13 protein-coding genes are annotated in these 14,415 nt (G+C 58.8%); 3 read left to right on the top strand and 10 right to left on the bottom strand.

The features are described 5' to 3' along the window. Positions 1 to 32: 32 nt before the first annotated feature. The 3 genes from IM303_RS18085 to fdhF form a co-directional block, all read right to left on the bottom strand. Complete coding sequence (locus tag IM303_RS18085; protein ID WP_045261055.1) at positions 33 to 707, bottom strand: tetratricopeptide repeat protein; 675 nt, start codon at positions 705 to 707, stop codon at positions 33 to 35. A gap of 121 nt (positions 708 to 828) precedes the next feature. Beyond that, entirely contained in the window at positions 829 to 981 is a 153-nt protein-coding gene (locus tag IM303_RS18080) for a Hok/Gef family protein (RefSeq protein WP_028015189.1), read from the bottom strand. A 320-nt stretch (positions 982 to 1,301) separates the two neighbouring features. Then, positions 1,302 to 3,449, bottom strand: coding sequence for a formate dehydrogenase subunit alpha (gene fdhF / locus IM303_RS18075; RefSeq protein WP_080350978.1), 2,148 nt, complete (start codon positions 3,447 to 3,449; stop codon positions 1,302 to 1,304). Between the two features lie 257 nt (positions 3,450 to 3,706). Between fdhF and IM303_RS18070 the strand changes: the two genes are divergently transcribed. Beyond that, entirely contained in the window at positions 3,707 to 4,429 is a 723-nt protein-coding gene (locus tag IM303_RS18070; protein ID WP_192972052.1) for a response regulator, read from the top strand. A 3-nt stretch (positions 4,430 to 4,432) separates the two neighbouring features. On the opposite strand, the gene lpxO is transcribed toward IM303_RS18070, so the two are convergent. The 7 genes from lpxO to IM303_RS18035 form a co-directional block, all read right to left on the bottom strand. Continuing rightward, the gene (gene lpxO, locus IM303_RS18065; RefSeq protein WP_028015193.1) at positions 4,433 to 5,341 is read right to left on the bottom strand and encodes a lipid A hydroxylase LpxO; all 909 of its coding nucleotides are present in this window, start codon (positions 5,339 to 5,341) and stop codon (positions 4,433 to 4,435) included. A 143-nt stretch (positions 5,342 to 5,484) separates the two neighbouring features. Next, positions 5,485 to 6,489: a carbohydrate kinase family protein gene (locus tag IM303_RS18060; protein ID WP_193360144.1), complete on the bottom strand. Its 1,005-nt coding sequence runs from the start codon at positions 6,487 to 6,489 to the stop codon at positions 5,485 to 5,487. After that, positions 6,489 to 7,349, bottom strand: a complete 861-nt coding sequence (locus IM303_RS18055; RefSeq protein ID WP_028015195.1) for a ketose 1,6-bisphosphate aldolase — start codon at positions 7,347 to 7,349, stop codon at positions 6,489 to 6,491. Before IM303_RS18055 ends, IM303_RS18060 begins: the two co-directional genes overlap by 1 nt. 10 nt (positions 7,350 to 7,359) lie before the next feature. Beyond that, positions 7,360 to 8,046 carry a D-lyxose/D-mannose family sugar isomerase gene (locus IM303_RS18050; protein WP_193360143.1) on the bottom strand — a complete coding sequence of 229 codons (687 nt, stop codon included), beginning with the start codon at positions 8,044 to 8,046 and terminating at the stop codon, positions 7,360 to 7,362. 49 nt (positions 8,047 to 8,095) lie between these two features. After that, complete coding sequence (locus tag IM303_RS18045; RefSeq protein WP_028015197.1) at positions 8,096 to 9,037, bottom strand: ABC transporter substrate-binding protein; 942 nt, start codon at positions 9,035 to 9,037, stop codon at positions 8,096 to 8,098. A 30-nt stretch (positions 9,038 to 9,067) separates the two neighbouring features. Continuing rightward, the gene (locus IM303_RS18040) at positions 9,068 to 10,063 is read right to left on the bottom strand and encodes a ribose ABC transporter permease (protein WP_028015198.1); all 996 of its coding nucleotides are present in this window, start codon (positions 10,061 to 10,063) and stop codon (positions 9,068 to 9,070) included. After that, positions 10,060 to 11,580: a sugar ABC transporter ATP-binding protein gene (locus IM303_RS18035; RefSeq protein ID WP_028015199.1), complete on the bottom strand. Its 1,521-nt coding sequence runs from the start codon at positions 11,578 to 11,580 to the stop codon at positions 10,060 to 10,062. Before IM303_RS18035 ends, IM303_RS18040 begins: the two co-directional genes overlap by 4 nt. 125 nt (positions 11,581 to 11,705) lie before the next feature. Between IM303_RS18035 and IM303_RS18030 the strand changes: the two genes are divergently transcribed. Both IM303_RS18030 and yjdP read left to right on the top strand, forming a co-directional pair. Next, the gene (locus IM303_RS18030) at positions 11,706 to 13,985 is read left to right on the top strand and encodes a hybrid sensor histidine kinase/response regulator (RefSeq protein WP_193360142.1); all 2,280 of its coding nucleotides are present in this window, start codon (positions 11,706 to 11,708) and stop codon (positions 13,983 to 13,985) included. A gap of 69 nt (positions 13,986 to 14,054) precedes the next feature. After that, positions 14,055 to 14,378, top strand: coding sequence for a DDRRRQL repeat protein YjdP (yjdP, locus tag IM303_RS18025; RefSeq protein WP_028015201.1), 324 nt, complete (start codon positions 14,055 to 14,057; stop codon positions 14,376 to 14,378). Positions 14,379 to 14,415 lie beyond the last annotated feature (37 nt).

Raw genomic sequence — 14,415 nt, 5'->3', positions numbered from 1 at the left:
GGCCCGGTAAGGCGAAGCCGCCACCCGGCACGTTATTCTCCGCTCAACGCATCAAACTCCTCACACCCCGTATCAAACCCTTCGGTACAGCTCAGGTTTAGCCAGTAGAGCGCTTTCTGCTTATTCGGCGTGATAAAGCCTTTCTCTCCCTGCTGGAACAGCATCCCTGCCCAGTACTCCGCATAGCCGGTACGTGACAGTGACGAGCTGCGCTTAAACCATGACGCCGCCTGTACGTCATCCTGCGGCACCTCTACGCCGTTGGCATAAATCAGCCCCAGCAGCAGCTGCGCATCGACCGCCGAGTCGTTGTCGATATCTTCGGCCGCCGTTTGCAGGAGCTTGATGGCCTGAGGATAGTCGGTTTTACCCGCCTGCGTGTTCACCATAATACGCGCCAGCATAATCGTGCCGCGCTTGCTGCCGGCGATGGTGGCCTGCTGTGCCAGCGCTTTAGCCTGAGCGTAATCCCCCTGCGTAAAGAGGATCTGCGAGAGTAACCCCATGGCGTCGACATCACCGCCTTTTGCGGCTTTCTCGGCCCACAGCGCTGCCTGCTTTCTGTCACCGGAGCTGAAGTAGGTATCGGCGAGATAATACTGGGCGCGGGCATCGCCGGCTTCCGCCTGCTTCTGATACTGGCTGCCTATCTCATCCGCGCGGGCGAACGACGTAAAAAATAACAACAACAGAAAAATGGCTTTCATGGATTCTTATCATCTGGGTACACGCCGCGCAGTATAATCGCGGTAGCAAAAGAAAAAAATGGGTGCATTAAGACCTCAGCATCCTACAAGCCGGGCGGAACCGTGGTTTCGCCCGTAGAGGTTAGCCTGCCACGCAGGCTAATTTCGCCGCCACCTCCTGATGTTCACTCTTTATTGAAAACTCGCACAGTCTACCGCGAGTAATAAAGGTAAATATCACTATCGTCAGGCAGATAATAAAGACGATGCCTAACGCAGTTTTTAATGGCGTCATGCCTTTTACTCCTTGTCAAAAAAAGAATAAGAGGCTACTCTCAACCTGTTGGTAGTTGAGGGGTAGCCTCGGGTGAATGAAAATTTCCCGGGGCTTTCCACTTTCTGTCCCTCAACAATGCTCAAGACAGAAAGTCTTAAGCACCCGCCGCACATCTTATCCTTCTGAATTAAAATGCAAAGATGTAATTCTGTTCTGAGCAAATTACATTATTTTGCGAGCCGCTTTCCAGAATAATAATTTATATTTTTAATGTTTTAAGCGGAAATAAAAAGGGAGTGAATAACTCACTCCCTTTATTCAACGATTAATTAACGGCTTCAACCCATTGCGCTTTCACGCAGCCGTGCTTTCAGCTTGTTATATTCGTCGATCACATACTGTTCCGCCGCGTGCTGATCCGCTATCGGCTCCACGTTGACGGCGCAGTATTTATACTCCGGCGTTTTGGTTATCGGGCTGAGGTTCTCCGTCACCAGCTCGTTACAGGCACCAATCCACCACTGGTAGGTCATATAGACAGCCCCTTTGTTGGGACGGTCGCTGACCTGCGCGCGGGTAATGATGCGGCCTTTGCGCGAATTCACCCACACCAGCGCTTCATCCTCAATGCCGAGGCGCTCCGCATCGGCGGTGTTGATCTGCGCGTAGCCCGGTTCGTCCGCCAGCGCCGCCAGCGCGGCGCAGTTGCCGGTCATTGAACGACAGGAGTAGTGGCCTACTTCACGCACGGTAGAGAGCACCATCGGGTATTCGTCGGTGAGTTTATCGATCGGCGCAACCCAGTCGCAGGTGAAGAACTGCGCCAGCCCGTTCGGGGTGTCAAATTTCTCTTTAAAGAGATACGACGTCCCCTGGTCGGCCTCCGACTCGTCCCGGCACGGCCACTGGATGTAGCCCAGCTCACCCATTTTTTCATAGGTTGCCCCATAAAAGTCCGGGCACAGATGCCGCAGCTCGTCCCAGATCTCCTGGGTGTTGTTGTAGTGCATCGGGTAGCCCATGCGGGTGGCGATTTCGCTGATGATCTGCCAGTCCGTTTTCAAATCCCACTTCGGCTCGACCGCCTTAAAGAAGCGCTGGAAGCCGCGGTCCGCCGCCGTGTAGACGCCTTCATGCTCGCCCCAGGAGGTCGACGGGAGAATCACATCCGCCGCCGCCGCGGTTTTGGTCATGAAGATATCCTGGACAATCACCAGCTCCAGATCCTCAAAGCCTTTGCGCACCGCAGACAGCTCGGCGTCGGTCTGGAGCGGATCTTCACCCATGATGTAGGCCGCCCGCACTTCACCGTGCGCCGCGCGGTGCGGCAGCTCGCTGATGCGATAGCCGGTGTGTGCCGGCAGGCTCTCCACGCCCCAGGCCTTCGCGAACTTCTCGCGGTTTTCCGGGTACTTCACGTACTGGTAGCCCGGATACGTGTCCGGCAGCGCGCCCATGTCGCAGGCACCCTGGACGTTATTCTGGCCGCGAACCGGGTTAACGCCGACGTGCGCTTTGCCCAGATTCCCGGTCAGCATCGCGAGGCTGGTCAGGGAGCGCACGGTTTCCACGCCCTGGTAGAACTGGGTCACGCCCATGCCCCACAGGATGGCGGCGGTTTTCGCTCCGGCATACATCCGTGCCGCCTGGCGGATCTCCTGCGCGCTCACGCCGGTTATCGCCTCTACCGACTCCGGCGTGTAGCCTTCGACAATTTTCCGGTACTCTTCAAACCCTTCCGTACGCGTGGCGACAAACGCCTGATCGTACAGGTTTTCCTCGATAATGACGTGCCCCATCGCATTCAACAGCGCGATATTCGAGCCGTTTTTCAGCGCAATGTGCATATCCGCAATGCGCGCGGTTTCGATTTTGCGCGGATCGCAGACGATAATTTTCGCCCCGTTCTGTTTAGCGCGAATCACGTGGTTCGCGACGATAGGGTGAGAATCCGCCGGGTTATAACCGAAGATAAACACCAGATCGGTGTTATCTATCTCGTTGATAGCATTACTCATTGCGCCGTTACCGACCGACTGGTGCAGACCTGCAACCGATGGGCCGTGTCAGACGCGAGCGCAGCAGTCGACGTTATTGGTACCAATAACGGCGCGCGCGAATTTTTGCATCACGTAGTTGGTTTCATTCCCGGTCCCGCGTGAGGAGCCGGTGGTCTGAATGGCATCCGGGCCATACTTGGCCTTAATAGCACTCAGGCGCGTGGCGACGTAATCCAGCGCCTCGTTCCAGGAGACGGCTTCCAGCTTGCCGCCGCGCTCGCGGCGGATCATAGGGTTTTTCAGGCGCGGGGTGAGGATTTGTGTATCGTTAATAAAATCCCAGCCGTAATACCCCTTCAGGCACAGCGTGCCCTGGTTGGTTTTCCCCTGCGCGGCCTCCGCCCGGACGATTTTGCCGTTATCGACCACCAGGTGGATCTTGCAACCTGAGGCACAATAAGGGCAAACCGTGACGACTTTTTTCATCAGTCTGCTCCAGTTAATCAAATCTTTCGCACCGACTAATGCAGCTTCTATGCCATGTTTTTAGTGGGGTTACTCACCGGCTTTACGGTGCATTCCCGGCGAAATCCCTGACGAAAAGCAGACAATCGTCAAAATTGACGTGTCGAATGAGCGGCGGATGTGACATGGGTTGAATTTCCGTCACGGAAAAATCCATTTCACTGGAGCCGACGGCAGAATGGTTCAGACTTAACATAATCCCCTGACGGAAGCATATGATGAAACCGGCGATTCTGGTGGTTGATGACGATATGGCAGTGTGTGAACTGCTGCAGGATGTGCTGAGCGAGCACGTCTTTAGCGTGCTTGTCTGCCACAACGGCCAGGATGCGCTGCGGCAGGTCCAACAGGAGCCGGCTATCGCCCTTGTTCTGCTGGATATGATGCTGCCGGACATCAACGGCCTGCAGGTTTTGCTGCAGCTGCAAAAGCAGCGCCCGGCGCTACCGGTGATCATGTTAACCGGGCTGGGCAGTGAATCAGACGTGGTGGTGGGGCTGGAGATGGGGGCTGACGATTATATTGGCAAACCGTTCAACCCGCGCGTGGTGGTCGCCCGCGTGAAGGCGGTGCTGAGGCGTACGGGCGTGCTGGCGGCGGAAGCTCCCGCCGCGGGCATTGTGTTTAACGGATGGACGCTGGATACCTCCCGCTGCGAGCTGAGCGATCCGCAGCGTAATACCGTGCCCTTAACCCAGGGCGAGTACGGCCTGCTGCTGGCGCTCACGCAGAATGCCCGCCGGGTGCTGAGCCGCGATCGCCTGCTCGAGCTGACCCACAGCGAAAGCGCCGACGTGTTCGATCGCACGATTGACGTGCTGATCATGCGCCTGCGCCGGAAAATAGAGGCTAACCCGCATCAGCCTGCGCTTATCAAAACGATCCGCGGGCTGGGTTACGTGTTTGCCTCCGATGTGAGCCGACCCGAACAGGCGGCATAAGGCTTACGTTATCGCCGGAACAATGATGGCGGCAAAGATTGCAGCGATGCACAGATACTTGATGGCGTAATAGGCCTTACGGTTTCTTTTTTTCAGACGCTGTCCCCGCTCGCGGCCCGCATGAACGTATTTAAAAATGCGGTTAATGCCGCCGGTGCTGTCATTCTCGTCATTCGGTGAGCGGGCTGCAGACATCAGCGTGGTCCCCACCCAATGGTTAACCGCCTGCGCCCAGCGCCACTTCATCGGACGTTCAATATCGCAGAAGAGAATAATGCGCGTTTGATCCGATTTATTTTCTGCCCAGTGGACGTAGGTCTCATCAAAAATAACGGCTTCGCCATCCCGCCAGCTGTGGCGCTGCCTGTCGACTTCAATAAAGCAGCGATCGTCATTCGGTGTGAATAAGCCCAGATGGTAACGAACCGATCCCGCGTACGGATCCCGGTGCTTACCCAGCTTCGCACCCGCCGGCAGCTCGGCAAACATGGCCGCCTTCACCGAGGGGATTTCACTCACCAGCCGGGTCGTCACCGGGCATAAAGACTGCGCGGAGGGATGGGCATCGGCATACCATTTCAGGTAAAAACGTTTCCAGCCGCGTTTAAAAAAGGTGTTAAAGCCAGCGTCGTTATTATTTTCTGCCGCCTTAATATGATGCTGCAAACGCAGCGCCTCTTCGCGAATAACCAGCCAGTTTTCCGTCAGCTTATTTAATTCCGGGAAGCGCTCTGTTTCAAAGAAAGGCTGCCTGGCGGGCAGGGAAGAAAACGCCGTCATAAACATATTGATGGGGGCCATGAACGTCGAATGGTCGAAGAGCTGACGAGAAAGCGTCTGTTTTTCTTTGCCGCGTGAATGCGCATAAATAACGCTGATAATGAAAATACCGATGATGATTGCTGCGAACATTTTTCCCTTGTCCTCTTTCTATCTCATTTCGGAAAAGCGTGCGGACAGAGTGCTGCCCACGCCGAATATGCCAGATGGAGAGAGTGTAGTTCGGGAATATAAAATTCATAGAACTGTAATGAAAAATCGCAATTATTGTTAAACTAAGCGCTCTCGCGAATAAACGCCTGCAGCTCGGCCAGCGTTTTTGCGCCGTCAATCGCATTGGCGGCCAGCAGGCTTGCTCGCGCGCAGGCGTGCGCCAGATAAATACTTTCTGTCAGCGGCAGCGATTCATGGCAGCCGTATAAAAAGCCGGCGCAAAAGGCATCGCCCGCGCCAACGCTGCCGATAATCTCGTCCTGCTCCAGCATCCATGACGGGATCCAGCAACCCGCTTCACCGCGAGCTTCTCCCCATGCGCCTTCCGGACAGTGGATCACCACCCGCTGATGAACGCCTGCCGCCAGCAGCTGCGCCGCGGCATCGGCGATATGGGCGATGTTCAGCGCATCGTCGGCGTCGCGCATCTCCAGCCCGCTAAACTCACCGGCCTCGAGCTCGTTAATCACCAGATAATCCAGATGGCGCAGGGCAGGGAGCACCAGCGGCTGGTAGCGCGGGTCGCCCTTGCGGGACACCAGGTCAAGGGAGGTTTCATACCCCTGCTCGCGCATCTGCGCCAGCAGCCGCGCGCTGCGGGTGCCAAATTCGTCATCCGGCATATCCAGGCTGTCGAGCAGCAGCAGGTAGCCGAGATGGAAGATCTTCATCGATCCATCGAGACGATCGAAGGCGGGAAGATCCAGCAGACGGTTGGCCCCCGGCGAGTGGAAAAAGGTGCGCTGCCCGCTGGGATCGGTCATCACCTGCGACATGGAGGTTGGCGCAAAGGTGGTGCGCTGTACGCGCTGGCGGTTGACGTGGTACTGGTCGAGCATTGCCAGAATGTAGTCCCCGTCGCCGTCTTCCCCGATCAGCCCCACCGCCTGCAGCGGCAGGCCGGCGTGCATTTTCGCCAGCGTCAGCAGGACGTTGAGCGGCGCGCCGCCGGTTGAGCGTTCGCTGTGGGTGATTTCCGCCAGCCAGCCGCGCTCCGGCCACTGCACGATCTGGTGAACGTGATCCACCAGCATATTGCCTGCAGCGATGATGCCTTTGCGTTCCATTATGCCTGCCCCGCGCTGCCGAAGATGCGCATCTGCTCGGCGACCGTATCGGTTATCGCCTCTTCTATCCCCAGCAGCAGTTCGGCAAATTCATCGTACAGTGGCTGGCGGTTCGCCATGCGCTGCTCAACGGCGGCGAGCGCGGCCTGCGACATGCCGGTGTAGAAGTTGATTTTATGAATGCCCAGCTCGATGGCGCGGCGGAAGTCGGCATCGCTAATCCCGGAGCCGCCGTGCAGCACCAGCGGCAGCCCCGTCTGCTGACGAATGGCGTCCAGGCGCGGGAAATCGAGCTTCGGTTCGCCTTTGTATTTGCCGTGCGCGTTGCCGATGGCGACCGCCAGCGCGTCGATGCCGGTCTTATCGACAAACTCCCGCGCCAGCTGCGGGTCGGTAAAGAACGCTTCATCCGCATGTCCGTACAGCGCGCCGCCTTCATCCCCGCCGACCGCGCCCAGCTCCGCCTCCACCGAGACGCCCACCGCGTGGCACATCTTCACCACTTCCCGGGTCTGGCGAATGTTCTCCTCGTAGCTCAGCGTCGAGCCGTCGAACATCACCGAGCTAAACCCCAGGCGCAGGGCGCGCACGACGGCCTCGAAATGCAGACCGTGGTCGAGATTCAGCACCACGGGAATATCGTGACGGGCGGCTTCGAACTTGACCGCTTCGACCAGCGAATCCAGGGAAACATACTTAAAGTGCACTTCGGCGATGTTGATGATAAACGGCGAGCGTTCCTGCTTTGCGGCGGCAAACAGCGCGCGCAGGAAATGGGAGTCGAGCACGTTGAACGCGCCCAGCGCGTAGCGATGTTTCCTGGCGTGCTCAAGACCGTCGGCAAGAGAAATCAGTGGCATCATTCACTCCTTATCTCCGAAACAGGTTGTACTCGTTGCACAACACCAGCACCGCCGGTTCGTCTTCTTCGATGTTGTTATAGCGGGCAACGGGCTGCAAAAAGTGGTTGTCGTGCTCGTCGTCATTCACCGACGACACTTCGCCCACCAGCACGTCGCCAAAGACGCGTTCGCCCCAGAAGCTGTGATACAGACCGGGCGTGAGACAGATGCTTTCCCCTGGTGTGAGGCGCAGCTGGCTGCCGGGAGCGTGGGTTTGCCGACAGCCGTCAATCGTGACGGTCACGTCGGTGTTTTCGGTCTCTTCATGCGCTCCCGCATTCCATAACTCAATAATCAGGTTCCCGCCGCCCCGGTTAATGATGTCCTCCCGCTTGCGCCAGTGAAAATGCATCGGCGTCACCTGGCCGTCGCGCACGTGCATGATTTTTTCGGCGTAGCATTTCTCATACGGCACGCCGTTGGGGGAGCCGTTGCGCAGGGTAAACAGCGTCAGACCCTGTGCGGAAAAGCTGTTGCCGCCGAAAGCGGTCACGTCCCAGCCGAGCTTGAGGTCAAACACTTCCTGCCACTCGGCCCGATCAAGCTGCTGCCATTTTGTGGGTGGAAAGCTGGCAAACGGCGGGAGATGCACGTCGTGCATGGAAAAGAACTGCCGCGTGTGGCCGAGGATTTCATTAATGTCGGAGCGTTTCATGGGGACTCCTTGAAAACAGTTCCCTCTCCCTGTGGGAGAGGGAAAAGGATCATTTAACCGTCCACCCCTTATACGTGCCGACGTTCTTTTTATCGATCATCGTCACCGGGATCAGCACAGGCTCTTTCGGCGCAGGTTTGCCCTGCAGAATGTCATAGCCGATCTCCACCGCCTTCGCCGCCATCACCTGCGGATCCTGCGCCGGGGTCGCCACAAACAGGGAGTTTTCGCGCTTCAGCGCCTCTTCACCGTCCGGGGAACCGTCCACGCCGACGATAAAGAACTCGTTGCGCTGGGCCTGTTTCGCCGCCAGATCGGCGCCGATCGCGGTCGGATCGTTAATCGCGAATACGCCGTCGATCTTCGGATTGGCCGCCAGCAGGGAGGTCATCACTTCCAGCCCGCCTTCACGACTGCCTTTGGCATTCTGGTTGTCCGAGAGCACCTTGATGTCCGGATGTTTTTTGAATTCCGTCTGGCAGCCTTCCACGCGGTTCTGCACCGCGGAGACCGGCGGTCCGTTGATGATCACCACGTTGCCTTTGCCTTTCAGGCGGTCGGTAATGTACTTACAGGCCATTTCCCCCGCCTGGGTATTATCGGAGGTGATGGTCGCATCGGCCCCTTCCGCCGCCACGTCCACCGCCACGACCACGATCCCCGCTTCTTTGGCTCGCTTCACCGCCGGGCCGATCCCTTTGGAATCCGCAGCGTTGAGGATGATCATGTCCACCTTCGCGGCGATGAAGTTATCGATCTGCGACACCTGCTGGCCCAGATCGTACCCGCTGGAAACCAGCGTCACCTTGACGTTATCGCCAGCCAGCTTGCGCGCTTCCAGCTCGGCACCTTTGGTGATCTGCACGAAGAACGGGTTAGCCAGGTCGCCCACCGTCACGCCGATGGACTTCAGATCTTTTGCCTGCGCAAACGGCGTTGCGGCCAGCAGCGCGCCAGCACAGAGCGCGGTCACTAAGGGTTTCAAACGCATCTTGTCTTCCTCGCTTGTAGGGTATTGTTGTTATGCACTTTGATGATGTCGGGTACGGTATTTGTCGATCAGCACCGCTATGATGATCACCGCCCCTTTGATCACCAGCTGCCAGAAGTAGGAGACGCCCATCAGCGTCATGCCGTTGTTGAGGGTGGCTATGATCAATGCCCCCACCAGCGTGCCGGTGATCGTGCCGATCCCGCCGACGAAGCTGGTGCCGCCGAGGATCACTGCCGCAATCGCATCCAACTCGTAACCCGTGCCGAGGTTACCGTTGGCGCTGTAGAGGCGCGAGGCGCTCATCACCCCGCCGAGGCCGGAGAGCAGGCCGCTCATGCCGTAGACAAACAGCAGCACCAGCCAGACTTTGATGCCGGTTAAGCGCGCCGCCTGCATGTTGCCGCCGACCGCGTAGATATGAACGCCGAGCGTGGTGCGGCGCAGGATGAACCAGCAGATAGCGATGACCGCCAGGGCAATGACGACGAGCCACGGAATCGGGCCGAGATAGTTATTGCCGATCCACTCGAAGCTGATGCTGGAGTTAATCACCGTGGTACCGTCCGCCAGCAGATACGCCGCGCCGCGCAGCGCCGTATAGGTGCCGAGCGTGACGATAAACGGCGGCAGCCCGGCGAAGGCCACCAGCGCGCCGTTGAACAGCCCCAGCACCATGCCGAGCATCAGCGCCGCCGGAATGGAGAGCATCGCGAATTCAGGAATAAGCGAGACCACCATCGCCGCCACCGCCGTGGTGCCGAGAATCGAGCCCACGGAGAGGTCAATCCCGCCGGTCAGGATGATGAAGGTCATCCCCGCCGCCAGCACGATGTTGATCGACGCCTGACGGGTAATGTTGAGCAGGTTACTTTCGGTAAAGAAGTTCGGGGCGATAAAGCCAAACACCGCCACAATCAGGATTAAAATCGGCAAAATGCCGACCGTTTGCATCAGATCGCTCATCAGCATTTTTTTGGCGGAGGCGGATTTCGCCACCTGCTGCGGATGGGTTGGAGTTGTCATGATTGCACCGCCTGATGATGTGTGTCGTTCACGCCGGTTGCCAGCGTCATAATATTTTCCTGAGAGATGTCGCGCCCGTGCAGTTCACCCGCAATGCTGCCTTCCCGCATTACGTACACCCGGTCGCTCATGCCTACCACTTCCGGCAGCTCGCTGGAGATCATCAGAATCGCCACCCCCTTGCGCGCCATCTGGTTCATGATGCGGTAGATCTCGCTTTTGGCACCGACGTCTACCCCGCGCGTGGGTTCGTCGAGAATCAGAATGCGCGGGCCAATCGCCACCCAGCGCGAGATCAGCAGCTTTTGCTGGTTGCCGCCGGAGAGCCCGCCCGCGCGCACCTGAGAATGGGGCACGCGGATGTTAAGCAGGGCGATAGCGTCATCGGAAATTGACTGGGCTTTTTTGCGGTTAAGCATGCCGAAGGTGGCGTCGCGCTCCAGCGTCGCCATGGTGATGTTCTCCTGCGCCGCCAGCTCCAGAAACAGACCCTGTTCCTTGCGGTTCTCGGTGAGAAAACCAATCCCGTTTTCAATGGCCGCGCGCGGGGAGTGGATCACCACCGGCTCGCCGTCCACCTCAATCATCCCGCCGGTGGCCTTGCGCACGCCGAAAATCAACTGCGCCAGCTCGGAGCGTCCGGCCCCGACCAGCCCCGCCAGCCCGACAATTTCACCGGAGCGCACCTGCAGGCTGCATGGCTGCACTTTTTTACCGTCGGTGAGGTGGTGCACGTTGAGACGCGGGCTGCCGAGAGGGATATCGCGCTCTTTGTTGAACAGATCGCTGAGCGGGCGGCCCACCATCATCTTCACCAGTTCAGACGCGTTCAGCTTGTCGCGCGTCAGGCTGCCGACGTACTGCCCGTCGCGCAGAACGCTCACGCGGTCAGAGAGTTCATAGACCTCCGCCATGCGGTGGCTGATATAGATAATCGCCATGCCTTCATCACGCAGGCGCAAAATCAGTTCGAACAGGCGGTGGGTTTCGCGGGAGGAGAGGGCGGCGGTGGGTTCGTCCATCACCAGGATGCGGCTGTTGCGGTGCAGCGCGCGGGCGATTTCCACCTGCTGCTGCTCGGCGATGGTCAGCTTCATCACCAGGTCGGTGGCGCTGAACTGCGCGCCGAGACGGTCAATCACCGCCTGCGCCTGGGCGGCCATCTCCTTGCGCTGCACCAGCCCGCCGCGCGACAGCTCGCTGCCGAGGAAGATATTTTCCGCGACGGTCAGATTGGGGGCGAGCTGCATCTCCTGGTAAATCAGGGTAATGCCTGCGGCCAGCGCGTCCTTCGGCCCTTTGATGTGAAACGGCTGGCCGTCGATCAGGATCTCGCCGCCGGTGGCGGTATAGGCCCCCGCGAGGATCTTCATCAGCGTGCTTTTTCCCGCGCCGTTTTCCCCCATCAGCGCGTGGATCTCACCGGGGAAGACCGTCAAATCTACGCCCTTGAGCGCGTGGAAATTGCCAAAGGTTTTGGCAATGTGGCGCATCTCTAAAACCGGGGTTCTGCTCATGGCGGATCTCCTGTGAATGTCGATATCTGCACTTCATCACAGGTGCGTAAATGCAAAATGTCAGAAGCTGTTCATATTTGTCATAGTTATGAATAGCGAATGTGGATCACAGTTACGGAGTCAACATGTCTTCACGCCCCCCGTTCTTCTCCAGCGCCCGCGGTCGCCTGCTGATATTTAACCTGCTGGTGGTCGCTGTCACGCTGATGGTGAGCGGCGTGGCGGTGCTCGGCTTTCGTCATGCCAGCCAGATCCAGGAGCAGGTCCAACAGCAAACGCTGGACGACATGACCGGGAGCATGAACCTCGCGCGCGACACGGCCAACGTGGCAACGGCGGCGGTGCGGCTTTCGCAGGTAGTGGGGGCGCTGGAGTACAAAGGCGAGGCCGAGCGGCTGAAGCAGATGCAAACGGCGCTGCGCCGCTCGCTGGAACAGCTGGCGGATGCCCCGCTGGCGCAGCAGGAGCCGGCGCTGGTGGCGCGGATTATTCGCAGAAGCAATGAATTACAGCAAAGCGTAACGGGGATGCTGGAGCGTGGGCAAAAGCGGCATCTTGAGCGTAACGCGCTGCTGAGCTCGCTCTATCAAAGCCAGAGCTGTTTACGCCATCTTCAGGACATCAACCGCCGCTTCGGCAGCAACGTGCCGGACGCGCGGCAGCTGATGGAGATGGATCGGCTGATCGCGGCCGCGATTGATACACCTTCGCCGCGTGCTACCGTTCAGCAGCTGGACGCCGTGACCGCCACGCTGCCCCGAAGCGCCATACAGCCGGTCGTGGAGGGCGTTCTGCCCGATTTTAACGCCGAGCTGCGCAAGCTTGCCCCGCTCTCGAAGCAACTGGAGGAGAGCGATCTGTCCATCAGCTGGTATATGTTCCACATTAAGGCGCTGGTGGCGATCCTTAATAGCGATATTAATCAGTACGTTGAGCAGGTGGCGCAGGCTTCCCGGCTTCGCACGGCCCAGAGCCATCACGAGTTGCAATCCATCAGCGTGTTTATCAGCATCTTCGCCGTGCTGGCGCTGATCATCACCGGCTGCGCCTGCTGGTATATCTACCGCAATCTGGGCTCCAACCTGACGGCCATCTCCCGGGCGATGTCGCGACTTGCCCACGGTGAACAGGATGTTTCTGTTCCTGCGCTGCAGCGGCGCGACGAGCTGGGCGAGCTGGCGCGCGCGTTTAACGTTTTTGCCCGCAACACCGCCTCGCTTGAGCACACCACGCGTCTGCTGAAAGAGAAAACCACGCAGATGGAGATCGACCGCATCGAGCGTCAGGGGCTGGAAGAGGCGCTGCTGCACAGCCAGAAGATGAAGGCCGTCGGACAGCTGACCGGCGGGCTGGCGCATGATTTTAACAACCTGCTGGCGGTAATTATCGGCAGCCTTGAGCTGACAGACCCCGAATCAAACGACGCGCCGCGCATTACCCGTGCGCTGAAGGCTGCCGAACGCGGCGCGCTGCTGACCCAGCGGCTGCTGGCGTTTTCCCGCAAACAGTCCCTGACGCCGCATGCAGTAGAGATGCTGCCCCTGCTGGAAAACCTTCGGGAACTGATGCGCCACTCGCTGCCCGCCACGCTTACCCTGGAGATTGAAGCGCAAACCCCGGCATGGCCCGCGTGGATTGACGTCAGCCAGCTGGAAAACGCCATTATCAACCTGGTGATGAACGCCCGGGATGCGATGGAAGGCCAGAGCGGGCCGATCAAAATTCGCACCTGGAACCAGCGCGTGACCCGCAGCGACGGACGCAGGCAGGATATGGTAGCGCTGGAGGTCATCGATCGCGGCAGCGGGATGTCGCAGGAGGTGAAATCCCGGGTTTTTGAACCGTTCTTCACCACCAAGCAGACCGGAAGCGGAAGCGGGCTGGGCCTGTCGATGGTGTACGGTTTTGTGCGTCAGTCCGGGGGGCGGGTAGAGATCGAAAGCGCGCCGGGACAAGGAACGACCGTGCGGCTCCACCTCCCGCGCTCGACGCTGCCCGCCGTCTCGGAGGATGAAGCGCTGGCTGCCACAACGTCCGTGGATCACGAGCGGCTTGTACTGGTGCTGGAAGATGAGGCGGACGTTCGCCAGACCCTGTGCGAACAGCTGCATCAGCTTGGCTACCTGACGCTCGAAGCGGACAGCGGCGAACAGGCCCTGAACATGCTGGCGGCGTCGCCGGATATTGGTATGTTTATCAGCGATCTGATGTTGCCCGGAAGCCTGAGCGGGGCCGAGGTGATTAACCATGTGCGCAGCCATTATCCGCAGCTTCCGGTGCTGCTGATCAGCGGGCAGGATTTGCGCCCGGCGCATAACCCGCAACTGCCGGACGTTCCGTTACTGCGTAAGCCGTTTACCCGCCAGCAGCTGGCGCAGGCGCTGCGGAAGGTGATGGTAATTTGAGATTCCTCCGCTACCCCGGTTCCCAGCCGTTCATTACCGTAAAGCCAGTCAACCTGCGAGACTGGCCTTATGAAACGTTACTCTACCGTCCTGTTATTTGGTCTGCTGACTTTAACCAGCCAACTGGCGCATGCCGATGTGATTGATGACGCCATTGGCAACATTCAGCAGGCGATCAACGATGCCTACAACCCCAGCAGCAGCCGTAATGACGATGACGACGATCGTTACGACCGCAGCCGTCAAATCGACAGCCGACAGTACGACGATCGTCGTCGGCAGCTCGAAGACAGACGCCGCCGCTTAGACGAGCGTCAGCGCCAGCTGGACGACGACAGGCGTCGGTTAGAAGAGGACGAGCGCAGGTTGGAAGACGATTACGATCGCGGCTAAGTGCGGCCTGTTGCCCTCACCCCAACCCTCTCCCACG

It is taken from the genome of Enterobacter cloacae complex sp. P38RS (assembly GCF_014930775.1).
Classification (GTDB): Bacteria; Pseudomonadota; Gammaproteobacteria; order Enterobacterales; family Enterobacteriaceae; genus Enterobacter; species Enterobacter bugandensis.
Note: the sequence above shows the minus strand (reverse complement) of the source record. Positions and strands in the feature narration are given on the sequence as shown.